The sequence below is a fragment of the Actimicrobium sp. CCI2.3 genome (genome assembly GCF_035019065.1).
Classification (GTDB): Bacteria; Pseudomonadota; Gammaproteobacteria; order Burkholderiales; family Burkholderiaceae_D; genus Actimicrobium.
In genome coordinates, this window is sequence record NZ_JASJWR010000008.1 from 34,347 (window position 1) to 59,008 (window position 24,662).

At 56.3% G+C, this 24,662-nt stretch carries 26 protein-coding genes; 9 read left to right on the forward strand and 17 right to left on the reverse strand.

The window, feature by feature from the left end:
- The first annotated feature begins 1 nt into the window (after window position 1).
- The 4 genes from QN370_RS06425 (at window position 2) to flgL (ending at window position 5,315) form a co-directional block, all read left to right on the forward strand.
- The gene (locus QN370_RS06425; protein ID WP_322127716.1) at window positions 2-1,120 is read left to right on the forward strand and encodes a flagellar basal body P-ring protein FlgI; all 1,119 of its coding nucleotides are present in this window, start codon (window positions 2-4) and stop codon (window positions 1,118-1,120) included.
- 11 nt (window positions 1,121-1,131) lie between these two features.
- Entirely contained in the window at window positions 1,132-2,040 is a 909-nt protein-coding gene (flgJ, locus tag QN370_RS06430; protein ID WP_322127715.1) for a flagellar assembly peptidoglycan hydrolase FlgJ, read from the forward strand.
- A gap of 81 nt (window positions 2,041-2,121) precedes the next feature.
- The gene (gene flgK, locus QN370_RS06435) at window positions 2,122-4,080 is read left to right on the forward strand and encodes a flagellar hook-associated protein FlgK (protein ID WP_322127714.1); all 1,959 of its coding nucleotides are present in this window, start codon (window positions 2,122-2,124) and stop codon (window positions 4,078-4,080) included.
- Between the two features lie 11 nt (window positions 4,081-4,091).
- Window positions 4,092-5,315 carry a flagellar hook-associated protein FlgL gene (gene flgL, locus QN370_RS06440; protein ID WP_322127713.1) on the forward strand — a complete coding sequence of 408 codons (1,224 nt, stop codon included), beginning with the start codon at window positions 4,092-4,094 and terminating at the stop codon, window positions 5,313-5,315.
- 12 nt (window positions 5,316-5,327) lie between these two features.
- On the opposite strand, the gene QN370_RS06445 is transcribed toward flgL, so the two are convergent.
- The 14 genes from QN370_RS06445 to fliF all read right to left on the reverse strand — a co-directional run bounded on the left by QN370_RS06445 (window position 5,328) and on the right by fliF (window position 16,579).
- Window positions 5,328-5,729 carry a hypothetical protein gene (locus QN370_RS06445; RefSeq protein WP_322127712.1) on the reverse strand — a complete coding sequence of 134 codons (402 nt, stop codon included), beginning with the start codon at window positions 5,727-5,729 and terminating at the stop codon, window positions 5,328-5,330.
- 30 nt (window positions 5,730-5,759) lie between these two features.
- The gene (gene fliR / locus QN370_RS06450; RefSeq protein ID WP_322127711.1) at window positions 5,760-6,536 is read right to left on the reverse strand and encodes a flagellar biosynthetic protein FliR; all 777 of its coding nucleotides are present in this window, start codon (window positions 6,534-6,536) and stop codon (window positions 5,760-5,762) included.
- 18 nt (window positions 6,537-6,554) lie between these two features.
- Entirely contained in the window at window positions 6,555-6,824 is a 270-nt protein-coding gene (gene fliQ, locus QN370_RS06455) for a flagellar biosynthesis protein FliQ (protein WP_322127710.1), read from the reverse strand.
- Between the two features lie 9 nt (window positions 6,825-6,833).
- Entirely contained in the window at window positions 6,834-7,589 is a 756-nt protein-coding gene (gene fliP, locus QN370_RS06460; protein WP_322127709.1) for a flagellar type III secretion system pore protein FliP, read from the reverse strand.
- Window positions 7,579-8,067: a flagellar biosynthetic protein FliO gene (fliO, locus tag QN370_RS06465; RefSeq protein WP_322127708.1), complete on the reverse strand. Its 489-nt coding sequence runs from the start codon at window positions 8,065-8,067 to the stop codon at window positions 7,579-7,581. Before fliO ends, fliP begins: the two co-directional genes overlap by 11 nt.
- Window positions 8,064-8,477, reverse strand: a complete 414-nt coding sequence (gene fliN / locus QN370_RS06470) for a flagellar motor switch protein FliN (protein WP_322127707.1) — start codon at window positions 8,475-8,477, stop codon at window positions 8,064-8,066. The genes fliO and fliN overlap by 4 nt, the downstream gene beginning before the upstream one ends.
- Window positions 8,470-9,471 carry a flagellar motor switch protein FliM gene (gene fliM / locus QN370_RS06475; RefSeq protein WP_322127706.1) on the reverse strand — a complete coding sequence of 334 codons (1,002 nt, stop codon included), beginning with the start codon at window positions 9,469-9,471 and terminating at the stop codon, window positions 8,470-8,472. The genes fliN and fliM overlap by 8 nt, the downstream gene beginning before the upstream one ends.
- 6 nt (window positions 9,472-9,477) lie before the next feature.
- Window positions 9,478-9,993 carry a flagellar basal body-associated protein FliL gene (gene fliL, locus QN370_RS06480; protein WP_322127705.1) on the reverse strand — a complete coding sequence of 172 codons (516 nt, stop codon included), beginning with the start codon at window positions 9,991-9,993 and terminating at the stop codon, window positions 9,478-9,480.
- 197 nt (window positions 9,994-10,190) lie between these two features.
- On the reverse strand, window positions 10,191-11,336 hold the full coding sequence (locus QN370_RS06485; RefSeq protein ID WP_322127704.1) for a flagellar hook-length control protein FliK: 1,146 nt from the start codon (window positions 11,334-11,336) through the stop codon (window positions 10,191-10,193).
- A 20-nt stretch (window positions 11,337-11,356) separates the two neighbouring features.
- Window positions 11,357-11,797 carry a flagellar export protein FliJ gene (gene fliJ, locus QN370_RS06490; protein WP_322127703.1) on the reverse strand — a complete coding sequence of 147 codons (441 nt, stop codon included), beginning with the start codon at window positions 11,795-11,797 and terminating at the stop codon, window positions 11,357-11,359.
- Window positions 11,798-11,826: 29 nt separating this feature from the next.
- Complete coding sequence (fliI, locus tag QN370_RS06495; RefSeq protein WP_322129146.1) at window positions 11,827-13,152, reverse strand: flagellar protein export ATPase FliI; 1,326 nt, start codon at window positions 13,150-13,152, stop codon at window positions 11,827-11,829.
- Window positions 13,153-13,229: 77 nt separating this feature from the next.
- The gene (locus tag QN370_RS06500; RefSeq protein WP_322127702.1) at window positions 13,230-13,892 is read right to left on the reverse strand and encodes a flagellar assembly protein FliH; all 663 of its coding nucleotides are present in this window, start codon (window positions 13,890-13,892) and stop codon (window positions 13,230-13,232) included.
- A complete protein-coding gene (gene fliG / locus QN370_RS06505) occupies window positions 13,885-14,880 on the reverse strand; it encodes a flagellar motor switch protein FliG (RefSeq protein ID WP_322127701.1) in 996 nt (331 codons plus the stop codon). Before fliG ends, QN370_RS06500 begins: the two co-directional genes overlap by 8 nt.
- The gene (fliF, locus tag QN370_RS06510) at window positions 14,873-16,579 is read right to left on the reverse strand and encodes a flagellar basal-body MS-ring/collar protein FliF (protein ID WP_322127700.1); all 1,707 of its coding nucleotides are present in this window, start codon (window positions 16,577-16,579) and stop codon (window positions 14,873-14,875) included. Before fliF ends, fliG begins: the two co-directional genes overlap by 8 nt.
- Before the next feature lie 247 nt (window positions 16,580-16,826).
- Here fliF and fliE point away from each other — a divergent pair, with 247 nt between their 5' ends.
- The gene (gene fliE / locus QN370_RS06515) at window positions 16,827-17,171 is read left to right on the forward strand and encodes a flagellar hook-basal body complex protein FliE (protein ID WP_322127699.1); all 345 of its coding nucleotides are present in this window, start codon (window positions 16,827-16,829) and stop codon (window positions 17,169-17,171) included.
- Window positions 17,172-17,599: 428 nt separating this feature from the next.
- Window positions 17,600-18,670 (forward strand): porin, encoded by a 1,071-nt coding sequence (locus QN370_RS06520; protein ID WP_322127698.1) that lies wholly within the window; start codon window positions 17,600-17,602, stop codon window positions 18,668-18,670.
- A gap of 438 nt (window positions 18,671-19,108) precedes the next feature.
- On the opposite strand, the gene QN370_RS06525 is transcribed toward QN370_RS06520, so the two are convergent.
- Window positions 19,109-20,578 (reverse strand): DNA polymerase Y family protein, encoded by a 1,470-nt coding sequence (locus QN370_RS06525; protein ID WP_322127697.1) that lies wholly within the window; start codon window positions 20,576-20,578, stop codon window positions 19,109-19,111.
- Window positions 20,514-21,311: a translesion DNA synthesis-associated protein ImuA gene (gene imuA / locus QN370_RS06530; RefSeq protein ID WP_322127696.1), complete on the reverse strand. Its 798-nt coding sequence runs from the start codon at window positions 21,309-21,311 to the stop codon at window positions 20,514-20,516. The genes QN370_RS06525 and imuA overlap by 65 nt, the downstream gene beginning before the upstream one ends.
- A 222-nt stretch (window positions 21,312-21,533) precedes the next feature.
- Between imuA and QN370_RS06535 the strand changes: the two genes are divergently transcribed.
- Genes QN370_RS06535 through QN370_RS06545 form a run of 3 tightly spaced genes read left to right on the forward strand, consistent with a single transcriptional unit; the run spans window position 21,534 to window position 24,183 of the window.
- Window positions 21,534-22,922 (forward strand): 3'-5' exonuclease family protein, encoded by a 1,389-nt coding sequence (locus QN370_RS06535; protein ID WP_322127695.1) that lies wholly within the window; start codon window positions 21,534-21,536, stop codon window positions 22,920-22,922.
- Between the two features lie 11 nt (window positions 22,923-22,933).
- Window positions 22,934-23,644, forward strand: coding sequence for a DUF3047 domain-containing protein (locus QN370_RS06540; RefSeq protein ID WP_322127694.1), 711 nt, complete (start codon window positions 22,934-22,936; stop codon window positions 23,642-23,644).
- A 53-nt stretch (window positions 23,645-23,697) separates the two neighbouring features.
- Window positions 23,698-24,183 carry a hypothetical protein gene (locus QN370_RS06545; RefSeq protein ID WP_323581694.1) on the forward strand — a complete coding sequence of 162 codons (486 nt, stop codon included), beginning with the start codon at window positions 23,698-23,700 and terminating at the stop codon, window positions 24,181-24,183.
- Here QN370_RS06545 and QN370_RS06550 read toward each other — a convergent pair.
- Window positions 24,097-24,288 carry a hypothetical protein gene (locus QN370_RS06550; protein ID WP_323581692.1) on the reverse strand — a complete coding sequence of 64 codons (192 nt, stop codon included), beginning with the start codon at window positions 24,286-24,288 and terminating at the stop codon, window positions 24,097-24,099. The genes QN370_RS06545 and QN370_RS06550 overlap by 87 nt on opposite strands.
- Window positions 24,289-24,662: the final 374 nt, after the last annotated feature.

Genomic DNA, 24,662 nt, shown 5'->3' on the forward strand with positions numbered 1-24,662 from the left:
CATGAATACCTCGATGCTGGCCAGACTTTCTCTTGCACTGATATGTGCCGCCAGCCTGTGCAGCGCACCGGCAGTGCATGCCGAACGTCTCAAAGACCTCGCCAGCATTCAGGGCGTGCGGCAGAATCAGCTGCTCGGTTACGGTTTGGTCGTTGGCCTCGACGGCAGTGGTGATCAGACAACGCAGACGCCGTTCACGGTGCAAAGCGTGATCAGCATGTTGCAGGGAATGGGTGTCAATCTGCCTGCGGCGACCACGCTGCAATTGAAAAATGTCGCCGCCGTGATGGTCACAACCTCGCTGCCCGCATTCGCCCGGCCTGGCCAGACTCTCGACATCACGGTGTCATCGATGGGAAATGCGAAGAGCTTGCGCGGTGGCACATTGCTCCTGACGCCACTCAAAGGTGCCGATGGCCAGATCTATGCGATGGGGCAGGGTAGCCTGATTGTCGGCGGTGTCGGCGCTGCGGCACCCGGGGCAAAAGCGCAGATCAATCATCTGAGCGTGGGCCGGGTATCTGCCGGCGCGACGGTGGAGCGTTCGGTAGCCAATAGTCTCCAGGATGGAAATGCAATTTTTCTGGAATTGAAAGAATCTGATTTTTCGACCGCCAGTCTGGTGGTCGACGCAGTCAATAAACGTTTTGGCCCGAACACCGCCGCCGCGCAGGATGGTCGTGTCATCAAGGTCACTGCGCCTATGGGTACCGACGAACGGGTTGCTTTTCTGGGGTCCCTCGAAAGTCTGACGCTCACGCCAGCGCAAGGCAGTGCCAAGATTATTCTTAACTCACGTACCGGGTCCATCGTGATGAACCAGGCAGTAACGCTGGATGCCTGTGCGGTCGCGCACGGCAACCTGTCGGTAGTCATTAATACGGATACGTCAATTAGCCAGCCTAATGCGCTGGCAGCCGGTCAGACCGCAGCAGCACAAAATTCGCAGATCAGCATCGTGAAAGATCCAGGCAAAGTACTGCTGCTCAACGCCAGTGCGTCGTTGGCCGAGGTCGTCAAGGCACTCAATGCGATTGGCGCCACACCACAAGACTTGCTGGCTATCTTGCAAGCCATGAAAGCATCGGGCGCGTTGCGTGCCGAACTTGAAATCATCTGATCGGAGCGACGATGGCTATCAATCAAACCGGTTTGTCGGCAGACCAGCTCGCCTTTGATGCAAAAGAAATCGGCAAGTTGCAGCAAGCAGCGAAGAGCAATACGCCCGAAGCAATCAAGGCCTCGGCCAAGCAGTTCGAGGCGCTGTTCATGAACATGATCATGAAGAGCATGCGCGATGCGACACCGCAGGACGGGATGCTGGATAACAGCGAAACCAAGACCTATACCGCGATGATGGATCAGAAGGTCAGTGAAAATCTGGCCAAGCGCGGCGTTGGCCTGGCCGATGTGCTGTTTCGGCAATTGTCGGTAGTGACCTCGACGCCGGCCAGCGGTGCACTCGATGAGTCGACGCTTGACCCGTCGATGCGCAAGCCAGCCACGCCGCTCAACAATTCGTTCGAGGCAGGCTTGCCCGCTTTGACTGTTCCGGTGCGCAAGAGCTTCCCGGCACAGCCGGCGCATGTGAAGGCGTTCCAGGACAAGCTCGGTGCCGAAGCTGAAATTGCCAGTCGCGCTACCGGAATTCCTGCCAAGTTCATGCTTGGTCAGGCAGCACTGGAAACCGGTTGGGGCAAGAAAGAAATCATCGCCACCAATGGCAAGACCAGCCACAATTTGTTCGGCATTAAAGCCGGAGCCGGTTGGGAAGGCAAGGTTGTCGAAGCCAGAACCACCGAGTACGTCAATGGCGTTGCGCACAGCCGGATCGAGAAATTTCGCGCGTATGACTCTTACGCGGATGCCTTCAAGGACTACGGCCGTCTCATCACCAATAATCCACGCTACAAGAATGTGATGGACAACGTGACCGATGCAGCCGGCTTTGCACAGAGCCTGCAACGTGCCGGCTACGCCACCGATCCACAGTACGCTGCCAAAGTGGCCAGCATCATCAAGAACTCATTGTTGGCATAAAACGGTTCGGCGTGGCACGGCGCTCAAGTTTCCGGCGGCGCGGCCGTCAACGATCATGTCACCGGAAAAAAGATAACTATCATGGGCAATATACTCAGCGTTGGTCAAAGCGGATTACTGGCAGCCCAGCTTGGGGTGACCACGACTGGACACAATATCGCTAACGCCGCGACACCCGGCTACAGCCGTCAAGTCGTGGTGCAGACATCGGCCGGCGGGCAGAGTTCTGGTGATGGTTTTGTCGGACAGGGCACAACCGTGGCATCGATCCAGCGGGTGTATGACGCTTACACCGCCACCCGTGTCAATTCCGCTCAGACCAGCAAGGCCAGTCTGGATGCGTATTCAACGCAGGTCTCGCAGATTAATAACTTGCTGGCCGACTCTTCGACAGGCATATCGCCAACACTCAGTAATTTTTTCAATAACGTGCAAGGTCTGGCTGCCGCACCGAACGGTTCGGCGCAACGTCAGACCCTGCTGTCTGCGGGCGAGTCACTGGCAGCAAGGTTCAAAAGCCTCGACGGTCAGTTGGCCCAGATCGGCGATGGAGTTAATGCACAGATCGTTACCACTGTCGGGTCAGTCAATGCTTACGGACAGCAAATTGCCAAGCTCAACGATGCCATCGAAAAGGCAACCTCGGCTGCTGGTGGTGCGCCACCAAACGATTTGCTCGATCAACGTGATCAGATCGTTTCCGAACTGAGCAAGTTAGTCAAAGTGACTGTGGATAATCAGCCTGGTAGCGGATACAACATCAGCATCGGAAACGGTCAGCCAGTTGTGGTTGGGGCCACCACTTTTTCACTTAGCATTGCCACGTCGCAGACCGATGCCAGCAAGCTCGTTGTTGCCTACAAGTCGGGTGGCACGTTGTTGAACTTGCCGGACTCGTCAATCAGTGGCGGTACCCTTGGCGGATTACTCGACTTCCGAACCAGCTCGCTTGATCCCGCCCGTAATGAACTAGGTCGTGTTGCGATCGGTCTGGCGACCAGTTTTAATGAGCAATCGCAACTCGGTGTGGATCAGAACGGCAACGCCGGCAAGGATTTTTTCACGATTACCGGACCGCTGGTTTCACCGAGCAGCACCAATGTTTTTCCAAATGCCTCGGTCAATGCGACGATCGCCTCAGCAGGCGATGCCGCTGCACTGAAGGCCATCGACTACACTGTCGCTTATGACGGTACGAAATACTCGATCACCCGAACGGGCGAAAGCGTGCCGGCTTACACTGGCGTGCTTCCGCCAACGGTCGGAAAGATTGATGGATTGACCTTTTCGGTAACGGCCGGGCCTGGTGGAGAAGCGATGGCAGCAAACAGCAGCTTCCTGGTGCGCCCGACCATCGCCGCGGCTGGCAGCATCGCGGTTAGCTTAACTAATATCACTGAAATCGCCGCTGCCGCGCCAGTGATACTTGCCTCGACACCGACCAACGGCGGCGATGCCAAGATCAGCGCTGGTGTTGTCAGTGCCGCGTTTCTGACGACGCCGCCGAGCTTGCCGTTAAAGCTCAAGTTCAGTAATGGTACGTTCGATACGGTACCCGCCTCGGTAGGTGTGACAGGACTCCCGATAAAATATGCCTCTGGAGCAGACATTTCTGTGTTCAGTGGCATCAGCTTCAATATTACCGGCGCACCGCTAGAAGGTGACACGTTCACGATCAACCCCAATACAGGAGGTGTGGCGACGGGTGACAGCCGCAACGCGGTGGCACTTGGTGCGCTACAAACCAAGAACCTGCTCGTTGGTGTCGGTGCCAGTGGTCAGCCGAGCACGACGCTAGCAGGCGCGTTTGGCCTGATGGTCAACAACGTCGGTAACAAGACCCGCGAAGTGATGGCTAATGCGGCGTCGGAAGGCAAGCTGGTTGATAGCGTTCTGGCGATCCAGCAATCGCAATCCGGCGTCAACCTCGATGAAGAAGCCAGCAATTTATTGCGCTACCAGCAGGCCTACCAGGCCGCCGGAAAAATCATGCAAACCGCCAGCACGCTGTTCGATGTCTTGCTCAGCCTTGGCCGATAGGAGTCCCGATCATGCGTATCAGTACCGCCTCTTTTTATGACAACGCCAGCACAAAGATCAGCGATCTGCAATCGAGTGTGGCCCAAAAACAGACGCAGATTGCGTCCGGCAAGCGCATCCTGACTCCGGCCGATGATCCTGTGGCGGCCGCGGCAGCGCTGAGAGTATCGCAAGCCATCGACGTCAATACGCAATTTGCCGCCAACCGCGATACCGCGAAGAGTGCGTTATCTCTGCAGGAAAGTATCCTTGGAAATTACACGACCTTGCTGCAAAACGTAAAAACGCTGACCATTGCTGCCGGCAACGGCGCACTTGATGACAGTCAGCGTCAATACATGGCCAGCGAACTGGCCGGGCGTTATCAGGAACTGATGGGTATTGCCAATAGCCGCGACAGTACGGGCAACTACATCTTTGGCGGATTCCAGAACACGACCGCACCATTTACCGATGTAGCGGGAACAACCGCCACCTATAACGGCGACCAAGGGCAGCGCCAACTGCAAGTGAGTACCTCGCGCCAGTTGCCGACCAACGATGCCGGCAGCGCGATTTTTCAGAACATCAAGAGTGGTGATGACAGCGTGTCGGTGTTGCCTGATGCCGGTAACAGCGGTACTGGCGTGATCAGTGCGGCTACGGTAACAGATGCGACGCAGCTGACGCATCACAATTACAGCATCGACTTCACTACGACTGCCGGCGTAACCAGTTACAAGGTCTTCGACTTGAGCACGGATCCGACCAAAACTCTTGCGCCGCTAGTGTCGGCTAATTACACAATCGGCCAGACGATCGCCTTTAAGGGCTTGCAATTCACCGCCAGCGGTTCGCCCGCCAGCGGCGACAAGTACAACATCAACCCGAATGCACAGAGCATCTTCAAAACCATCGGTGACCTGATCACCTCATTGAATACACCAACAACTGCTCCGAACGCAAAGACTAATCTGACAGCCAGTCTCAGTTCGGCGAACAATAATGTGACGGCGGCACTGGATACGGTACTCAATGTTCGGGCTGCGGGCGGTGCACGCTTGCAGGAACTCGATACGCTCGACACCGAAGGGGATAACCGCAGTCTGCAATATGCGTCGACCTTGTCGAGCCTGCAAGACCTCGACTATGCCAAGGCGGTCAGCGAATTGACGCAGAACCAGTTGACGTTGCAAGCCGCCCAGCAATCGTTCGTCAAAATCGCCAACTTATCATTGTTCAATTACATCAATTAACCATCGTGCGCCTCAGTGATTGAGCCGCACGATCGCGCATTGCTGCGCCAACACCACCAGTTTTATGCCCGGCAGGTCCGGGCTGTCACCAAGCTGTACCAGTTGGCATTGCAGCGTACCGGCTAGTTGCCCGTCGAACTGCACTAGCCGCAAGAAGCGGCCAGCCGAGATTGAGCCATCTGATATCGCATACAGCGGCACGCTCTGCCCCTGAAAATCCCTTGTGCGTCCTTGCAGTCCATTGAGGTCACGACCTCGGCCGAGTTCGGCCGCACTGCCGGCGTCGAGATTCACGATGACATCGCGCTTTTCTTCGATGACACGCATGTGCGCTGCTACCAGCGGTGTCGACGCACCCGCTGACAGTGTGATGGCACCCAGCAGCAGAATGCAGAGGCGGGAGATGGCTTTCATGGCAGATTTCCTTGCATGTTTCCTCGAACATTAACCACCGGTTAGCTGGCGGATTGTGGTGATGGTTTCTTCAAACAGATTGAGTATCGGCGTTGTCATGTAAGGCAGGATCAGGCCGACCATCGTGAAGCCGATTGCCAGCGTGATCGGGAAACCGATGCCGAACAGATTGAGGGACGGCGCGGCGCGCGTCAGGATACCGAGTGCGACATTGGTGATGAGCAGCGCGGCGACAATCGGCAGCGATAATTGCAGCCCCGCGCTGAACAGGCGCGCGCCCCAGCGCACGACCTGTTCGGCGATATTGCCGGTCAGTGGCCCTACCGTGATCGGCATGGTGGTGAAGCTGTCAACCAGTGTCGACAGCAAGGCCAGATGGACATTTGCCGCCAGATAGAGCATCAATACCAGCAAGCCGAGAAACTGACTGACGGCATTTGAACGACCGCGCGATTGCGGATCGAAAAAAGTGGCGAAGCCCAGCCCCATCGTCATGCTCGATAGCTCGCCGGCCATCTCGACGGCGGAAAAAATGATCCGCATTGAAAACCCCATCGCGATCCCTATCAACATTTGTTGTACCAGGATCAGCAAACCCTGCATCGACATCGGTTCCAGTCCGGCAGGCACCTGCACCAGGGGTGCAACAATCATTGCCAGCAATATGCCCAGTCCGACTTTGGTACGTCGCGGCACGCTGCCATTACTGAATAAGGGCGCAACCGCAATCAACCCGAGAATGCGGGTCAGCGGCCACAGGAAGCCGGTGATCAGGGCGTTGAGTTCGTTGGAGCTGAAGTTGAGCATGCCGGTGGTGGGTCGTGATCAGCCGATCATCGATGGAATCCCGGTGAACATTTCGCGCATGTAGTCGAGCATGATCGACAGCATCCAGGGACCGGCGACGATCAGCGCGACAAAAATACCGACCAGTTTTGGAATGAAAGACAGCGTCTGCTCATTGATCTGTGTCGCGGCCTGGAAAATGCTGACGATCAGGCCGATGAGCAGTGCCACCAGCAGCAGCGGTGCGGCGACCATCAGCGTTACTTCCATTGCATGCCGACCCATGGTCATGACGCTTTCCGGTGTCATTGTCGTCTCCTAGTAAAAACTTTGCGCCAGCGAACCGATGAGTAACTGCCAGCCATCGACAAGGACGAACAGCATGATCTTGAACGGTAGCGACACGATGGATGGAGACACCATCATCATCCCCATCGACATCAGCACGCTGGCGACCACCATGTCGATAATCAGGAACGGGATGAAAATGGCAAAACTGATCTGGAAGGCAGTCTTGAGTTCGCTGGTGACGAAGGCCGGCACGAGGATGCGCAGAGGCACGTCTTCGGGACCTTGCAGCGCCGGGCTGTTGGAGAGCTTGACGTAGAGCGCCAGATCCGTCTGACGCGTCTGCTTCATCATGAAGGCCTTCAGCGGCGCGATGCCGCGATCCATGGCCTGCGTCATATTGATCTTGTTTTCCTGTAACGGCAAATACGCATCGGCATAAATTTTGTCGAGTACCGGACCCATGACGAACAGGGTCAGGAAAAGAGCCAGCCCGACCATCACCTGATTCGGTGGTGCCGATTGCGTACCGAGTGCCTGGCGCAGCAGCGACAGCACGATGATGATGCGCGTGAAACTGGTCATCATCAGCAGGGCCGCTGGCAGGAAGGATAGCGCGGTCAGCAAGAGCAGCGTCTGCAGGCTCAAGGTATAGTTTTGCCCGCCACCGGCGGTCGGGGTGCTGGTCAAGGCAGGCAGGCCGGCTTGCTGGGCATACGCAAACAGCGGCAATACGACCAGCGCCGCGGCACTCCAGCGCAGGCATGTCGACAGCTTAATGTGCATTATCCGTTCCGGAAGTATTCGACGCGCTGCGGAGCTGGTCAGTCTTGCGTTTGTCGATGGTCTGCTTGAGCCAGTCTGAAAAATTCTTGGCAAGTGGTGCTACCGGGGAGAGTTCGATGCCTTCCTGTTTCGGCATCGTCGAGAGGGCACTGATCGAGGTGGGTGTCACACCGACCACGATCCACTGGTCAGCGACTTCGACGACCAGAATGCGTTCACGGTTGCCGACACTGACACCGCCGACGATTTTCAGGGCACCGGCTGCCGCATGTTTGCCGGCACCCATTTTTTTCATGGACCAGGCGACCGCGATCAACAGACCGAGTACCACCATCAGGCCGACCATTACCTGCAGCATGTTACCCGGAGACGTGGAGGCCGCTGCTGTCGTAGCAACGGGCGCCGTTGCTGTTGCCGCTTGCGCAAAAATTTCCGGCGCTGCGAGCAGCGCCGGAAAGAGTATCGCGGCCCCCTTCATCGGTTGAGCTTCTTGATGCGTTCGGCGGGTGAAATGATGTCGGTCAGACGGATACCGAACTTGTCATTGACCACCACGACCTCGCCCTGGGCGATGAGGCAGCCATTGACCAAGACATCCATCGGTTCGCCAGCAAGACCATCGAGTTCGACGACCGAACCTTGCGCCAGTTGCAGCAGGTTCTTGATGGCGATCTTGGTTCGGCCCAGTTCGACCGTCAGCTGAACCGGGATATCGAGGATGAAATCAATATCGTTGTGGGTGGTGGTCTTGCTGCTGCTGGCAAATTCCTGAAACACGGTCGGGCTGGCCTGCTGCGCATTGAGTGCGGCTTTTTCGGCTTGCTCCTGCTCGGCAATCGCCGCGCCCCAGTCGTCTTCTGCTGCTTGTTGGTCGTCGTTGTCAGCCATTGTCATCTCCATGCAGTGCGTCAGTTGAACTTTGAGCCAGTAATTTATCGACCCGTAGTGCGTATTGCCCATTGAGTTTGCCGTACGTGCATTCCATTACCGGCACGCCATCGACTTTTGCCAGTACGATCTCCGGGACGGAGAGCGGAATGATGTCGCCAACACGCATGTTCAGGATATCCCCGAAGTTGCTGCGGGCGACACCGAAATCGGCAACGATTTCGACCTCGGCCGTCTGAATCTGTTGCGTCATCAGGCGGATCCAGCGTTTGTCGACTTCCAGCGTCTCGCCCTGCAAGCTACTGGTGAGTATGTCCCGGATCGGCTCAATGGTGGAGTACGGAATGCAGAAGTGCATTTCGCCACTCACCGGGCCGAGTTCAACCGTGAATGTGGTGCAGATCACGACTTCGTTCGGCGTGGCGATGTTGGCGAACTGGGTGTTCATTTCCGAACGAATGTACTCGAATTCGACCGGATAGACGGGCTCCCAGGACTTCGAATAGTTTTCAAAAACGATGGCCAGAATGCGCTGGATGATGCGCTGTTCGGTCTGGGTGAAATCGCGTCCTTCGACCCGGGTATGGAACCGGCCATCGCCACCGAACAGATTGTCGACGATCAGAAATACCAGATTCGGATCGAACACCATCAGCACCGTACCGCGCAACGGTTTCATGTGGACCAGGTTCAGGTTGGTCGGCACCACCAGATTGCGGATGAATTCACTGTACTTCGACACGCGTACCGGACCGATGGACACTTCGGCACTGCGCCGCAAGAAGTTGAACAGGCCGATCCGCAGCAAGCGCGCAAACCGTTCATTGATAATTTCCAGCGTCGGCATGCGGCCGCGCACGATGCGTTCCTGCGTGGCCAGGTTGTACGGGCGCACACCGGAATGATCCTCCGGCGCATGCACGTCATCCTGATCACCGTTGACGCCCTTGAGAAGCGCATCGACTTCTTCTTGCGAAAGAAAATTGTCAGCCATGGCCGGTTACTGAATCACGAAGGAGGTGAAAAAGACGTCATTAACTTTTTGCGGTTTGCCCTTTTCCGCAAAAGGCAGCTTGATCTGCGCAATGATGTCGTCAGCCAGTTGCTTCTTGCCTTCCGGCGTATTGATTTCCGAGGCTTTCTTGCTCGACAGGACCATCAGCACGCGGCTACGCACCTGAGGCAAGTAGACCTTGATTTCTTCGGATTGCTTCTCATCGGCCACCTGGACGGTCATGGCAATCTGCAAGTATTGATCGCCGTTTTCCTGTTGCAAATTGACTGTAAATGGATCAAGTACCAGAAACACAGGTGCCTTGGCAGACTCATGGGATTCTTCTTCAACATGCTCGCCTGCAGGCTTGGCTTTTTTCATCAGCAGAAAATAACCTGCCGCGCCGCCACCGATTGCCAGCACCACGAGGGCGATGATGATCAGCTTGAGCTTTGATTTCTTTTTGCCGCCGGCAGCATCGTCTGCTGCTGCCGGGGCGGCGGATTTAGGTGCTGTCGCCATCTTGTTTCCTTGTGAACTGCACTGAACTTTCAGTAACCATTATTGAAAAAAAAGACCTCATCGGATGCGTCGAAAAGAGCACTGAACACAGTGCAGATCGTGGCATGTCCGGGTGCCGGTTTTTGCCTCGCCATGGTACGCGAGAAATGGTTACGTGACGACCTCACAAGGGATGCAATTATGTGCGATGACCACCATCACGCGAAGGTGTCGACCATGCCATTGCCCGCGGAAGTGATGCGACGTGCAGTCACGGTGGTGGTGCCGGAAGTCCCGGACTCGCTGGTGCGGCGTGCGCCGTTGTCACGTTGACCTGAATGATTTTCCGGATTGGGGCTGCCGGAACTGACATTGGCTTGCCCCAGCGAGATACCGGCGTCGCCGAGCATCTCACGTAATTTCGGTAGCGCTGCTTCGAGTGCCTGACGCACCTCCGGCTGGTTGGCGAAGAAGCTGGCGTCGGCCTGGCCGTTGGAAACATTGAGCACCACCTGCAACGGACCGAGGTCGGGAGGATTGAGTGTCAGCGTAGCGGATTGCTCGGCACCGGCCACCATCCAGACCATGCGCTGGCCTAGGGCCTGATTCCAGGCGCTGTTATCAATTTGCGGGGTCAAGCTGTTGCCGGGATGAACGCCAGCGGGTGCTGCCATGGTCAAGGCAGTCTGCTGTGCAGCCTGCAGTGCGGGTTGCAGTCCGTTGCCTGCGACGGGTTGCTCGATAAGTTTTGCCAGTACGGTGTCCTTGTCGAGATTGGCCGTCGACGCGGTTTGCAACGCATTAGTGAATTTGCCGGCATCCTTGGCAACCAGCTCTTTGATCGCCGCCTCGGTCGGGCCGTCGTCGGGCAGGGCACGCAGGTCGATGCGGGAATTTTTTGTCAGCACATCCGGCGCGAGATCGGCTTTCACAGGCGTTGATGGCGTGGCCGCAGCCGGCACACCCGCATTGGCAACCAGGGCCATGATGGCCGCCGATGCATTGAGTACGGCATCGGTACTGTTGGCGGGCAGGGCGGTCGCGCTGCTGTCCGGCTTTTCTTTGGTACTGGTCTCGGCCGGCTTGCTGGCAGCGGGGTCGGTGGCCGATTCGGTTGTTGTGCTGGTCTTGGAAGCAGGCTCGTTGGTGGCGGCGTTGCCGGATGCGTCAGGGGCTTTGGCGGATACCGGTTTCGGCGGGTCGGCAGGTTTGGTCGTGGCTTTCGGGACGAGACGCTCATTCATCTGACGTGACAGCATCTGGTTGAATTGCTGGTCAGGCGCATTGTTTTCCGGTGCTCGTGGCTTGCCAGCAGATGCACTGACGACAGGTGCCAGAGTATTCACGATCGAGTTGTTTTGCATGATGGCTGCCCGGAGAGGTTTTATCGTTTGTAGAGGATGGCGCGCGCCGCATGCTCATCCATGGCTTTTTGGTCGCGCTTGGCTTCTTTTTGTTGTGCCACCTTGAGTGCGCGGCTTGCCAGCGTGCCGTAGGACATCCGCTTGCGTTCGCTCGATTGCCATGCCGTCCGTGCTTCTTCGATGCGATGTCTGGCATCGAGCAAGACCAATTGCTGACTGGCGATTGCGCCATCAAGCTTGTCGATAAAAAGCTGGAAATTGCGATAACCGGACGGGCTCAGACCGACTGACAGGCTGTGCTGGAATCGGTTGGCGTAATCGTCCCGGTACTGCGTCAGCAAGGTCATTTTTTGTTCGACTTCCTCGCAGGCTCGAATAGCGAGGCCAAGACGTTTGGCTGCCTCATCCGTATCCTTGACGGCGAGTTCGATCAGGGTGTCGATTGCGGAGGGAGTAGCCATGACAAATTATCCGTTTCTCAGTGCGGGTTTCATCCGCCGAACAGGTTGGAAAGTTGGGTCATGCTTTCGCTTATGGTGGCGCGTTCGCGGATGTCCTGCTGCAAAAAATCTTCGATGCGGGTGTTGAGCTGGATTGCTTCGTCGAGTACCGGATCAGAGCCGGCGCTATACGCGCCGACACTGATCAGGTCGCGGTTACGCTGGTAACGCGAATACAGTTGCTTGAGACGGCGCGTCAGTTTTTGATGTTCCGGTGTGGTGATGCTATGCATCGCACGGCTGATCGATTGTTCGATGTCGATGGCGGGATAGTGACCGGCTTCGGCCAGTTGCCGGTTGAGCACGATATGACCATCAAGGATGGCACGCGCTGCGTCGGCGATCGGATCCTGCTGGTCATCCCCTTCCGTCAGTACAGTATAAAAAGCGGTGATCGAACCGCCCCCTTCGCGGCCATTACCCGCACGCTCGACTAACGCCGGCAACTTGGCGAAGACCGACGGCGGATAACCTTTGGTAGCCGGGGGTTCGCCAATGGCCAGGGCGATTTCGCGCTGGGCCATCGCATACCGGGTCAACGAATCCATGATCATCAGCACATGCTTGCCCTGGTCACGAAAATGTTCGGCGATGGCCGTCGTATAGGCGGCACCTTGCAGGCGCATCAGCGGTGGCGTGTCGGCCGGTGCTGCAACGACGACGGAACGCGCCAGACCTTCCGGTCCGAGAATCTGTTCGATAAATTCCTTGACCTCGCGGCCGCGTTCACCGATCAGGCCGACGACGATCACATCGGCGGTGGTGTAACGCGCCATCATGCCCAGCAACACGCTTTTACCGACGCCGGAGCCGGCGAAGAGACCCATGCGCTGGCCACGTCCGACGGTCAGCATGCTGTTAATGGCGCGCACGCCGACATCGAGTACATCGACGATCGGTGCGCGGGTGAGCGGATTGGCGGCACGGACATTGAGCGGTGCGGCCGAGCTCGCATTGAGCGGACCGAGGGTGTCGAGCGGCCGTCCGGCGCCATCGAGTACCCGGCCCAGCAATTCGTCACCGACGGGCAAGTGACGGCCACGGTCGCTGGGACGTCGGCGCGGATGATTGACCGAACCGGCACGCGGGAGGGATTGCACGGCTTCGACCGGGAATACCCGGGTGCCGGGTACCACGCCCTCGACATCACTTTGCGGCATCAGGAACAGGCGGTCATTGTCGAAACCAACCACTTCGGCTTCGATACGGGCACCATTGGGCAGCGGCACCGTGCAGGCGCTACCAACGGCCAGGCGTAATCCAACCGCTTCCATGACCAGTCCGGCCACGCGGGTAACACGGCCTGACACCTGCATCGGCTGGGCAATCTGCAGCAATTCGCTGCAATCGCGCAAGTAAGCTTGCCAACGCTGGCTGCGGTCATGCTGCACGGTTATTCCTTGAGCCAACCGGGCGTTTCCCCGAGGGCTTCTGTCAGGCGTTGCCAGCGTATGTCGATACTGGCGTCGATCTGATTACTGGCCGTATCGATACGGCAGCCGCCACGATGCATCTGGCTGTCATCCGTGATGCGCCAGCCGGCCTTCTCAAGTTCGTCCTGCATTTCTTCGCGCACCAGCAAGGCATCGGCCGGATGCAGAAAGAGCAGCGCCGGTTGCTGCACGTTCGGCAAATACCGGATGGCTTCGGCGACGATCGGCAAGACCAGTTCGGGTTTGATTTCCAGCGCGGTTTTCAGCATCGCCTGCGCGAGGTCGAGTGCCAGTCGCATGACATCAGCCGAAATGAGCTCGTCAGCGCGGGCGGCCTCGCTACCGAGTGCGACGGCGATCTGGCGCAGGTGATCAATTTCGGCATGGGCTTCTTCCCGTCCAAGGCGCAAGCCTTCGATACGGCCATCAGCAAGGCCCGTTGCATGACCCTTGATGTGTGCCGCTTCGCGAATAGCGGCCTGTTCTTCGATGGTGACGCGTGCTACCGGTGGTGCCGCCGGGACGTGTACAGGCTGTGCGCTGGGCCGATTGTCGCCAAACGAATCGATCTCCCAGCGTTGGTAAGCCGTTTGCCGTCCCTTCGGAATAATGCTGTCAGACATAGGCGTCGTCACCTTTTGCACCTAGCTGAATCTGGCCTTCATCGGATAACCGTCTTACCACTTGCAGGATTTCTTTTTGCTGGGCTTCGACTTCGGATAGCCGCACCGGTCCTTTGGATTCGAGATCTTCACGCATCATTTCAGCGGCGCGAGAGGACATGTTCTTGAATATCTTTTCACGCAAGTCAACATTGGCACCTTTGAGTGCAACGATGAGCGAATCGGACTGGACTTCGCGCAGGATGATCTGGATGCCACGGTCATCAATTTCCATGATGTTGTCGAAGACGAACATCTCGTCCATGATTTTTTGCGCCATGTCGCTGTCGTAATTTTTCAGGTTGGCGATGACCGATTGTTCGTTTTCACCGGACAGGAAGTTGAGGATCTCTGCTGCCGCACGGATGCCGCCCATCGGCTTTTTCTTCAGGCTTTCATTGCCCGTCAACAGCTTGGTCAAGACTTCGTTCAGTTCACGCAAGGCGGCTGGCTGAACGCCATCGAGCGTGGCGATGCGCAGCACCACATCATTGCGCAGGCGTTCGGTAAAGTGATCCAGTACTTCGCAAGCGTGATAGCGCTCCAGGTGAACCAGGATCGTGGCGATAATTTGAGGATGCTCGTTACGGATCAGTTCGGCGACTGATTGCGAGTCCATCCACTTGAGGCCCTCGATGCCGCTGGCATCGCGTGCGCCAAGAATACGGTTGAGCAGCGATGAGGCCTTGTCGTCCCCCAGCGCCTTGGTCAGTACGGTGCGAATGTATTCGTCGGAGTCAAGCCCCAATGCAGAACTCGATTCAGTCTCCGCACGAAAGCTTTTTAGCACCGCGTCCAGTTCTTCGTGACTGATGGCCTTCATGGTCGACATCGCCGCACCAAGCTTTTGTACTTCGCGCGGACTGAGAAATTTCATGACTTCGGCAGCTTCGTCTTCACCCAGAGCGAGCATCAGCACAGCACCTTTGTGGACTCCATCGTCACTCATTTCCGCTCACCCAGTTCTTGACTATGTTGGCGACTACTTTCGGATCATCCTTGGCCAGCTGCTTTGCCAGGTCGAGATTTTGCTGGTAACTCTGGCCAGCCGGTTCCGGCGCAACCTCGTCGGCTTGCTCCGCATTCAGTGCGGCGTTCATTTCCGGCGTCTCCGATTCGTCGCTTTCATCGTCGACCACCGTGTTGATTTTCTTGGCTGGCGTATTGAATTTTTTCAGCATCGGTCGCAATACACCAAAGAACAGGTACAGCAACACGATGCCGCCTACGGCATATTTACCAAATTCCTTGGCCAGCTGGATCATTTCTGGCTTCTTCCAGATCGGCACCTCGGGGAAGATTTCTTTAGGAACGCCTGCAAACGCCGTGTTGACCACGTTGAGCGTATCACCACGATCCTTGTTGAACCCCATCGCTTCCTTGGCCAGATCGGTAATTTGTAGCCGTTCGGCTTCGGTCAGGGCCGTAGCGACGACGTTACCAGTCTTGTCGACGACTTGCTTGAAATTCACGACCACTGCCACTGAAATCCGCTTCACGCCGCCCATGGGTTGCTGGACGTAACGAACCGTTTTGTCCACTTCATAATTGACCGTCAATTCCTTTTGTGACGGCGTAGTGGTTGTTGCCGTCGCGCCGGCACCCGGTGTTGCTACCGTCGTCGCGCCTGGTGTTACTGGCACCGCTGGTGCAGCCGGATTGATCGGGGCTGTGGCGTTAGCCGACGGCTGGTTCGACAGGGCACCCGGCACGCCGCCTGCGCCCGGATTGCTACCTTGCGACTCGCTGGTTTGCTGGCTGCGCATGGTGGACTGGTTCGGCGGGCTGTTCGGCTTGTACGTTTCGGCGGCTTGCTCGCTGGTAGAAAAGTCGATGTCGGCAGTCGCCTCGGCGCGGACATTGTTTGGTCCGACGATAGGCGTAATGATTGACTCGATCCGGCGCACGATATTTTGCTGGATTTCCTGCACGTACTTGAGTTGGGTAGGGTCAAGACCGTTGGCCTTGGCGGCTTTGCTGGTATCCGATAAAAGGTTGCCATTCTGGTCGATGACACTAATGTTGCCTGGTGGTAGTTCAGGAACGCTGCTGGCGACCAGATGAACGATGGCGCTGACTTGCTGTTCGCTGAGCGGGCGACCGGTCTGCAGGTTCAGTACGACCGAAGCCGTTGGCTTTTGCTGGTCGCGCACGAACACGGATGCTTTTGGCATGGCCAGGTGGACCCGGGCTGATTCAACGACACCAATCGACTGAATCGAGCGTGCCAGTTCGCCTTCGAGTGCTCTCTGGAAATTGACCTGTTCGAGGAACTGGGATACACCAAGTTTCTGGTTTTCCATCAACTCGAACCCGACATTGCCACCTTTGGGTAAGCCCATGGCCGCGATGCGCAGGCGTGTATCGTGTACTTGTTCGGCGGGCACCATGATGGCACCTCCACCTTCTGCAAACTTGTAGGGCACATTCATTTGCTGTAACTGGGTGACGATTGCACCGCCATCCCGATCCGAAAAATTGGAGAACAACACCCGATATTCGGGTTGCTGGCTCCACATCCAGACACCAGCCATGACCGCCAGCACGATGGCGGCTCCCAACATGAGCAACAAATTGCGCCCGCCCTGCGATTCACCAAAGCTGATGAGTGGATTCGGTATGACGCTGCCGTCTGCGCCTACAGCCATGATGAAATTCCCCGGGTGGTGCGGTTGGTCTGCATGTACTTCATTTTTTCCTAAGTGCAATAATAGCTTCAGCTAGTCTATTCTGGCTCAGTTGCCTTGATTCAATCAGAGGAACAGAAGAGGATTTCTCCGGGTTCTCGTCCGGATATATTACGTTTCGGATGCTACCTTGTATTCGTGAAAAAATCGCTTACGTATCGGGCTTGCCTGGTGCTGGCGGTTTTGCGATGACAGAAATGGAACAGCCATGAAAACTTCAATGATCGATTCCGGCCGGATCGAAGCGATGATCAGCCAGCTCAAGGCCGCAGCGACACGTCCGCAGGGAGGGTTGGCGACAGTCGCAGCCGATCCGGCTGCGGTTGCAAAACCGGGATTTGCCGATGCGTTGAAGGCATCGTTGGAAGGGGTGAATGCCTCCCAGAAAGCGGCAGCTGATCTAGGTCAGAAATTTGCGCTTGGAGATGACAAGGTCAGTTTGTCAGATGTAATGATTTCATCGCAAAAAGCAAATATTGGTTTCCAGGCAACCATTCAGGTGCGTAACAAGTTGGTTTCAGCCTACCAGGACATTATGAACATGCAAATTTGAAGTTTTTTGCATGGTTAGTTTGGACAAATAAATGCGCGTTTTTACGCGCATTTTTTATGACTTGCAGCTTTGCTGTCGGTTATTTCAAACAAGCTAATTTGTTTCCAATTCCCCATTTTTATTCCTTATAAATCGTTCACGTATTTGATGGTGATTCAATTGTGTCTTTTTGACGACAAGTTATCGATGTAACGACTGCATAAATTATATAAATAATTGACGTTATTAAATTGAACAGACAACAATGCGTTCAGGTCCGAGGTGGCAACTTGTTTTTTGAATAATGGTAATTTTTTGGTTGCGGGTAGTAGACGTCGGACTTTTTATTCATTTTTCAGGACCCGGGCTGCTGAGCCAACTTGATGTTGAATAGGTGGTCAGTAGCAACGGGTTGACTCTGTTTCGCTTCTTTCTATAAAGGAATTTCAATGAAACAATCAACATTCTTATTGTTACTGCTGGGGACTGCAGCCGGTTCTGCGGTTGCGCAAACCAATGTCACTATTTACGGTATCGTCGACGCTGGTGTGGTTGCCGAACGGGGTGGCTCGGCAGGGTCCGTCACAAAATTAACCAGTGGCATGGCTTCAGGATCACGACTCGGTTTTCGCGGCACGGAGGATTTGGGCGGTGGTCTTGCCGCTAACTTTGTACTGGAAACGGGAATCGCGATAGATTCAGGCGGATTCAACCAGTCCAATACCGCTTTCGGTCGTCAGGCATTCGCTGGATTGTCCGGCGGTTTCGGCGGCGTGACGTTTGGCCGTCAGTACACACCGCAATACGCGACGTTGGTTCTGGCTGATCCGTTCAGTACCGGACTGGCTGGCGATGCTGCCAATCTGATGCCCAATACCGGTGATGCTGCTAGTCGCATGAATAACGCCATCAAGTACGTGACACCAGACTTGGGGGGATTTATTGGTGAACTGGCTTATGGTTTCGGTGAAGTGGCAGGGAACAATTCTGCTTCGAGGCAGTATGGTGCTGCAATCGGTTATGCCAACGGCCCGATTGCCGTGCGTCTCGGCTATCACAATCGCAACAACGATACGGCCTTGCTCAAGAATACGTCCAGTGCTAAAGACACGTTGCTCGCTCTTACTTATGACCTGAACGTCGTCAAGCTGCACTTGGGATATGGGGTCGACAAGGGTACGAACAGTTCGCCGTTGCGCAATACATCCAATCCGTATGGTAGCCTGATCGCACCAACGGCGTCGACCGATAGTCGCGACCTGTTACTCGGCGTGACTGTGCCATTTGGCGTACACACTTTGTTGGGATCGTATATCCGTAAGGACGACAAGACCTCAGCTAACCAGGACGCCAACCAATGGGCATTGGGATACCGCTATGCGTTCTCCAAGCGGACAGATTTGTATGCGTCCTATGCACGCATCAAGAATGATAACGGTGCCGGATACACGGTTGGTAGTGCGATCGAAGCCGGTTCTGGCGATAAGGAATTCAGTGTCGGTGTCCGCCATACGTTTTGATGCGGCATGAGCAACTAGGAATGCTTTTTTGCAGCCGTTCAGCGTATTGCTGAACGGTTGCATTTTTATGTGGTGGGTATTTATAAGTCAGAAGTCAGGCAAAGCAGCTGAATTACCCAGTCTGCGACAAGACCAGGCAAGTCGCGCTCACTTGGGTGCACTCAGGAAGCAGTGGCATGTTACTGCTCGAACCGCGAGTGCTAACGCGATACCAGAACTTGCCTGTGGCGCAGGCAGCTGCACAATTACGGTCAGCGTCGAAACATTTGCGTCGGCGCATTGCCGACTGGCTAATACGATCTGATAGATACACACGTCGCAACATGCTGCACCAGTTTTTGTTCAGCCATCCATGGTGAAAACGTATCGATGCCACTGTGGTGATCTTGTTAAGGGGATGCACAGGACGTTTCGATGCTGCGGCGGGTTTTTACCCGGTCAGCCGAAATACCCATGCAGAAACCAGCCGCTCTCGACATTGCCGACGCGTTGGCGAAAAATCCATAACAGCGCATGGTTGTCGTTTTCGGCGATGAAGTAATCACGCAAGGCCAGCGCATCGTCCCACCAGCCTGATTCGATCCGCTCCGGGCCCGCCAGCAAGGTCAGCGGGCTTTGATAAAAAGGTTTGTGCTGGCGCGTAATCAGCGCCAGTGGTCGCGCCAGCAACCAGGTCGGACGGACCATTCTTTTTTGTGCGGTGACTTTGGTACCAGTACTGCGTGGTGTTGGTAATAACGATTGTATCGGGAGCAACGCATAACTTTTTTCTGGTCGGTGATCGGCCACCAGTGAGAGTTGGCGCACAGCATCGATACCGAGCCGGCTTTGCAGGCGTTCAATTAGCAAGCCGATGCTTTCGGCTTGGGTTGCGGCACTCGGAAATAATTCGGTATTGGGTGTGGCCAGCGGCACGATCTGGTCGGCTGCCAGCGACAGTTCGATCACAGGCGCATTGAGCGCAACTTGTCCAAGGCGCTCTTTCAGCAGCAGTGTCAGATGTGCCGGATCACGACTTGCGCTGGCGAGCTGGATGTGAACCGGCGTGCTGCGACGGTCGCGTTGGCGGGTTGTTTCATGATGCAGCCATAAGGTAATGCTGTTGATGGCTGATTGGTGTGCATTGAGCCAGCCAGTCAGTTGTAGCAGCAGCCGACGTGCGGCAAACAACAACGCATCGGTATTGCTCACTTGCGCCGGCAGTTCCAGTCGGACGTCAAAACTGGCTGGTGCAGTGAACCAGGCATGGACCTCCGCTTCATCGCCGTAAGCCCGATCGATTTCACGTAGCAGGCCATTGCCGAAGCGACGTGCAATTCCGGCACGCGGCATACGACGCAACTGGCCAAGCGTTTGGCAACCGATGCCAAGCAGCGTATCAAGATGTGGTCGCGCCGAAACCAGTACTGCCAACGGCACCGGCGCGAGCAGGTCGCTGAGGGTTTTGTCTTTCCACTCGCCGCGACTGCGCGCCACCAGCCATGCTGCACTGGCGGTCGATGCACATGCCATTTGCGTGGTCAGACCGAGATCATCGATGCCGCCGGCAAGTTGTGCCGACAAGTTGTCGAATCCACCAAATAGCCGCAAGCTGGCCGTGATATCGAGCAGCAAACCCGCATCCTGCAACACTACTTGCGGCGTGAAATGCAATGCCCACAGTGCTGCTTCGTGCAACGCTTCGAGCTCCTGTGCCGGCGACCGCGGGAAAGTCAGCAAGGCAGCGTTCATGCTCCAGGCATTGGCTTCCGACATGCCCGGCGTAATGCCGCAATCCGTGGCGGATTGGCTCCCTCCAATAACTCGTTTACGTTCGACCACCACGACTGGCGTGGTCGCGGCCTCAGGCCGGCAGCGCAGTACGGTATCGAGTGGCAGTTGCGGGAAGTGCAGGGCGATCCACAGCATGGAGTGGGGTAACCGGTAAGGTGAATGGAAGGATGTCGGCTAGGGACTGGTTGGCAAACGGCTGATCCAGTACCGACGGCACTGTCAGCGGCAGAAACACTGGCTGGCTATGAACCGGGCCGCGTCGTTTGATGACCTCCACAGACAACTGGCCTGATGCGGCCGCCCGGCACACCATGCGCAGCGGTGCCGGTGAGGACTCGTGTTGCGCTGCAGCCGGTCGAAATACGAAGGTCAAGCCTTCGCCTGCCCCGGCGGCCAGTTGCAGTCGGCGCAAATGGTCTGCGCGGCATTGAGGCAACCAGCACAACAAGGCACCGAAACTGGCACTTTTGAGCGCCTGTTCGATGGCCCAGATACGATCAGCCGGCTTTTCGGCTTCCACCAGCAGGATGTGGGTGAGGTCGATACCCAGTTCCGCCAGCGCAGCAGCAAACGGAATATGCGGCGGCGCCATCAGAATCACGGTTTTTTTAGCCTGGGTGAGTGACGCAATCAGTGGTGCCAGCAACCGCAATTCACCAATACCCGGTTGTGCCAGCAGTAACTCGATCAGGACCGACGCCGGCCAGCCGCCATTGGGCAACTCGCGATCCAGTGCCCGGAATCCGGACGGAGTTACCACCGCCCGTTGCGATCCCATCTGGTTGCCACGCCAGACAGTGTCCGGCATCGTTGCCAGCAAGGCGTTGGCGACGGCAGGGGTGGCAAAGCGGGTGGTGGATGCGAGCATGGGAATCTCCGTTATGATGAGTCGGGTGAATTTTCCGGGTGTCGTTAAAACACTGTATGGATGCACAGTATATGTGATTCCGGGTACTCCCCGTCAAGTCGTTTTTCGATAAATAATTCTTGAGCCTCGCTGCGTGAACCGCTACTCTGGCGAGGATTTTTCCGCCTGGTCTCCGCCGCCTCGATGTCCCGCCTATAGCTGCTTCAGTGAAAGACTTTCCTAATGGCCCACAATCCGGCCTACAACCCGGCCCACCCCCGCCTTGCCTTCGTCGACCTCGAAACCACTGGTGCGACGGCGGTCACTGATCGCATTACCGAAGTCGGCATCGTTGAAGTCGATGAGGAGGGCGTGCGGCACTGGAGCAGTCTGGTCAATCCGCATCGGTCTATCCCTGAATTCATCGAAGGCCTGACCGGGATTTCGAATGCGATGGTGGCCAATGCACCGGGCTTTGACGAGCTCGCGGTCGAGATCCACAAGCGTCTGGAAGGGCGGATTTTTCTGGCCCACAATGCGCGCTTCGATCATGGCTTTTTAAAGAATGAATTCAAGCGAGTCGGTATCGACTTCCGACCGACCGTGTTGTGCACCGTCAAGCTCTCCCGCAAGCTCTATCCCGAATTCGTCAAACACAATCTCGACACGCTGGCCGAGCGCCATCAGTTGCAGGTGACGGAACGTCATCGCGCACTTGGTGACGCCCAGCTGATCTGGCAATTCTGGGAAACCATCCATGCCACTTTGCCGCATGCGGTGATCAATGCCGCCGTCAAGGAACTCACTGCGCGGCCGAATTTGCCCTCCAATCTGGATGCTGCGATGGTCGATGACTTGCCTTCCACGCACGGCGTCTACCTGTTTTATGGCGAAGGGGCGTTGCCGCTGTATGTCGGCAAGGCCAACAACTTGCGCCGTCGCGTGTTGTCGCATTTCAGTGGGGATCATCATTCGGCCAAGGAGCTGGAACTGTCGCAGCAAATCCGGCGTATCGAATGGGTCGAAACCGCTGGCGAGCTGGGGGCATTGCTCAAGGAAGCGATGCTGATCAAGCAAATGTCACCCTCGCATAACCGCCAATTGCGTCGGTCTGACGCCGCGTGCCTCTGGCGTCTGGATGCGCAATCGCAGTTGACGCTGGTGAAGACCGACGAGATGCAAGCCGCCGACGAGGCAGAGCTGTTCGGCCCGTTTGCCACCCACCGCAAAGCTACGACCGCCCTGACGGCACTTGCTACCGCACACCAGCTTTGCCGGGTTTTGCTCGGACTGGAAAAAGTCGCTGCCGGTAAGCCGTGTTTTGCCAGCCAGGTCGCGCAGTGCAAGGGCGCGTGCTGTGCGCGCGAAAGCCTCGCGTCGCACACCGCGCGCTTGCGCATGGCACTCGAAACCAGCCGCATGAAACCGTGGCCCTATGCCGGGCCGATCGGTATTCGCGAAGAAGCGGCGCTGCATGTCATCGATAACTGGAGCTATCTGGGCACGGCCACGTGTGAAGCTGAAGCGCGCCAGTTGACCGAACAAGGCCAGCCACGTTTTGATCGCGACGTCTATCAGCTACTACATAAAAAACTGTCGGCCATGCCGGACCGTATCCTCCCACTTTACTGAGGCATTTCCTGATGAAAAAAATCTCCTGCAGTCTGCTGTTGCTGCTGGTCTCCGCTGGCGTGCAGGCAGTGGATATTCCAGCGTTCTCGCAGATGCAACCCGGCGCAGCGGTAACCGGCTGGAGTGTGATCAAGCCGGCGGCCAAAGTGCCGGACACCATTTACACGCTGGTGCGTGACGACGGACAGACCGTACTCAAGGCCGAGTCGGTGCAATCGATGTCGATCATGGCGCACACGGTACGGATCGATCTGAAAAAAACGCCGCTCTTACGCTGGCGCTGGAAGATCGCAGCACCGGTCAAGGGTGCCGATATGACCAAAAAATCCGGCGATGATTACGCCGGTCGGATCTACGTGCTGTTCGACTACCCGGTCGAGAAACTCTCTTTCGCCACCCGCGCCAAACTGAAAATCGGCGAAGCCCTGTACGGCATGAAAATCCCGACTGCCGCCATCAACTACCTGTGGGATAACCGCCAGCCGATCGGCACCTGGCAAAACAATACCTACACCGACCGCGCCCGTATGCTGGTCGTTGAAAGTGGAAGCGACAAGGCCGGTCAGTGGGTCACTGAAACACGCGACGTGGCGGCAGATTTTCTCGCGGCCTATGGCGAAGAAGCACCGGACGTGGTCGTCGTGGCGCTGGCGACGGATACCGACAATACCGGTGAACAGGCGACGGCCTGGTATGGCGACTTGCAGTTTTTGGCGCGATGAGCTGGATGGTGCTTGTATGGGAGCAAGAGCGAGGTTAAAAATAAACGTTTTATTTGTTTGGCGTGGTAATTTACAAGAAATATATTCGTTGTAAACGAAATATGAATAATTTCATTGGTTTTAAATGCCGGATTTCACGTTTCCTCGTCAATGACATCCTGCGCCGCGATAACGCCGTGCCGGCACCATACATCCTGCCGATTTCCGCGACGATTACCCACACGCCCTCTGCCCGCGCCGGTTATGACCAGGCGCTCGACCGCTTCTCACGGCCGTTGATGGCGCGCTACAAAAGCGATTACCGCTTCGGTAATGAACAGTTGCTGGCAGATGGCATCAGGAGCAGTCGGACATCACTTCAGCCTGATTTTCCAGCAGGGTCGCCGCAGGTCGCAGGCGTGCCGGGGCGGGGTTGCCGAGGCGTAGCGTCGCAGCCGGTACGCAGCAACTGGTTATTTGTGAATTTCTTTAAGAAAAATGATGCGGCTAGTCACCTGACACCGCTCGCAAGAATAGTACTTAACCCCGTATTGACGTAATAAGTTGCCACGTCCGATGGTCTTCTTTTGCAGGAATCCGTCGGCTGTCAGTGCCTCCAGATACTTGGTGGCCGTCGTCCGTGAAGCCTGTAAATCCCGCTGCACAAAGTCGATCTTTGTATAGGGATGCGTGAACAAATCCTCGAGCTGGACATGTGTAGAAAACCCAATTTTCTACGCATGTCCAATATGACGTGCATAGAAAATCGCATTTTTTACGCACGTCAGCGGTGACGTGTAGGAAAAATGCGGTTCTCTACTCAACAAGTCATTGATCTGGATGGTGCTGGCAGGATTGCGACGCTACGATTTACCTGACTGTCGGGATAGCCGGGTTAGTCCATCACACAACACTCGCGGCGAGATTCCGGGTTCTTCATAAGCACTTTTGTACCGGCGTCTGATCCTTGCGTAGGAATCGCTACGGGTTGGTTGCCATTGTGTTGGACCCCTTTCCGCAGAGAGGCCGCCGTCTATCA

Excerpts from the sequence above, each read along its gene's own strand:
- fliP (WP_322127709.1), bottom strand. The coding sequence starts at position 7,589 with ATGCACATTAAGCTGTCGACATGCCTGCGCTGGAGTGCCGCGGCGCTG.
- fliQ (WP_322127710.1), bottom strand. The coding sequence starts at position 6,824 with ATGACACCGGAAAGCGTCATGACCATGGGTCGGCATGCAATGGAAGTA.
- fliM (WP_322127706.1), bottom strand. The coding sequence starts at position 9,471 with ATGGCTGACAATTTTCTTTCGCAAGAAGAAGTCGATGCGCTTCTCAAG.
- fliN (WP_322127707.1), bottom strand. The coding sequence starts at position 8,477 with ATGGCTGACAACGACGACCAACAAGCAGCAGAAGACGACTGGGGCGCG.
- fliF (WP_322127700.1), bottom strand. The coding sequence starts at position 16,579 with ATGGCTGTAGGCGCAGACGGCAGCGTCATACCGAATCCACTCATCAGC.
- fliE (WP_322127699.1), top strand. The coding sequence starts at position 16,827 with ATGAAAACTTCAATGATCGATTCCGGCCGGATCGAAGCGATGATCAGC.
- fliO (WP_322127708.1), bottom strand. The coding sequence starts at position 8,067 with ATGAAGGGGGCCGCGATACTCTTTCCGGCGCTGCTCGCAGCGCCGGAA.
- flgK (WP_322127714.1), top strand. The coding sequence starts at position 2,122 with ATGGGCAATATACTCAGCGTTGGTCAAAGCGGATTACTGGCAGCCCAG.
- flgL (WP_322127713.1), top strand. The coding sequence starts at position 4,092 with ATGCGTATCAGTACCGCCTCTTTTTATGACAACGCCAGCACAAAGATC.
- QN370_RS06425 (WP_322127716.1), top strand. The coding sequence starts at position 2 with ATGAATACCTCGATGCTGGCCAGACTTTCTCTTGCACTGATATGTGCC.
- imuA (WP_322127696.1), bottom strand. The coding sequence starts at position 21,311 with ATGCTCGCATCCACCACCCGCTTTGCCACCCCTGCCGTCGCCAACGCC.
- fliG (WP_322127701.1), bottom strand. The coding sequence starts at position 14,880 with ATGAGTGACGATGGAGTCCACAAAGGTGCTGTGCTGATGCTCGCTCTG.
- QN370_RS06535 (WP_322127695.1), top strand. The coding sequence starts at position 21,534 with ATGGCCCACAATCCGGCCTACAACCCGGCCCACCCCCGCCTTGCCTTC.
- QN370_RS06540 (WP_322127694.1), top strand. The coding sequence starts at position 22,934 with ATGAAAAAAATCTCCTGCAGTCTGCTGTTGCTGCTGGTCTCCGCTGGC.
- QN370_RS06485 (WP_322127704.1), bottom strand. The coding sequence starts at position 11,336 with ATGCAAAACAACTCGATCGTGAATACTCTGGCACCTGTCGTCAGTGCA.
- QN370_RS06500 (WP_322127702.1), bottom strand. The coding sequence starts at position 13,892 with ATGTCTGACAGCATTATTCCGAAGGGACGGCAAACGGCTTACCAACGC.
- fliR (WP_322127711.1), bottom strand. The coding sequence starts at position 6,536 with ATGCTCAACTTCAGCTCCAACGAACTCAACGCCCTGATCACCGGCTTC.
- QN370_RS06520 (WP_322127698.1), top strand. The coding sequence starts at position 17,600 with ATGAAACAATCAACATTCTTATTGTTACTGCTGGGGACTGCAGCCGGT.
- flgJ (WP_322127715.1), top strand. The coding sequence starts at position 1,132 with ATGGCTATCAATCAAACCGGTTTGTCGGCAGACCAGCTCGCCTTTGAT.
- fliL (WP_322127705.1), bottom strand. The coding sequence starts at position 9,993 with ATGGCGACAGCACCTAAATCCGCCGCCCCGGCAGCAGCAGACGATGCT.
- QN370_RS06525 (WP_322127697.1), bottom strand. The coding sequence starts at position 20,578 with ATGCTGTGGATCGCCCTGCACTTCCCGCAACTGCCACTCGATACCGTA.
- fliI (WP_322129146.1), bottom strand. The coding sequence starts at position 13,152 with ATGCAGGTGTCAGGCCGTGTTACCCGCGTGGCCGGACTGGTCATGGAA.
- QN370_RS06445 (WP_322127712.1), bottom strand. The coding sequence starts at position 5,729 with ATGAAAGCCATCTCCCGCCTCTGCATTCTGCTGCTGGGTGCCATCACA.
- fliJ (WP_322127703.1), bottom strand. The coding sequence starts at position 11,797 with ATGGCTACTCCCTCCGCAATCGACACCCTGATCGAACTCGCCGTCAAG.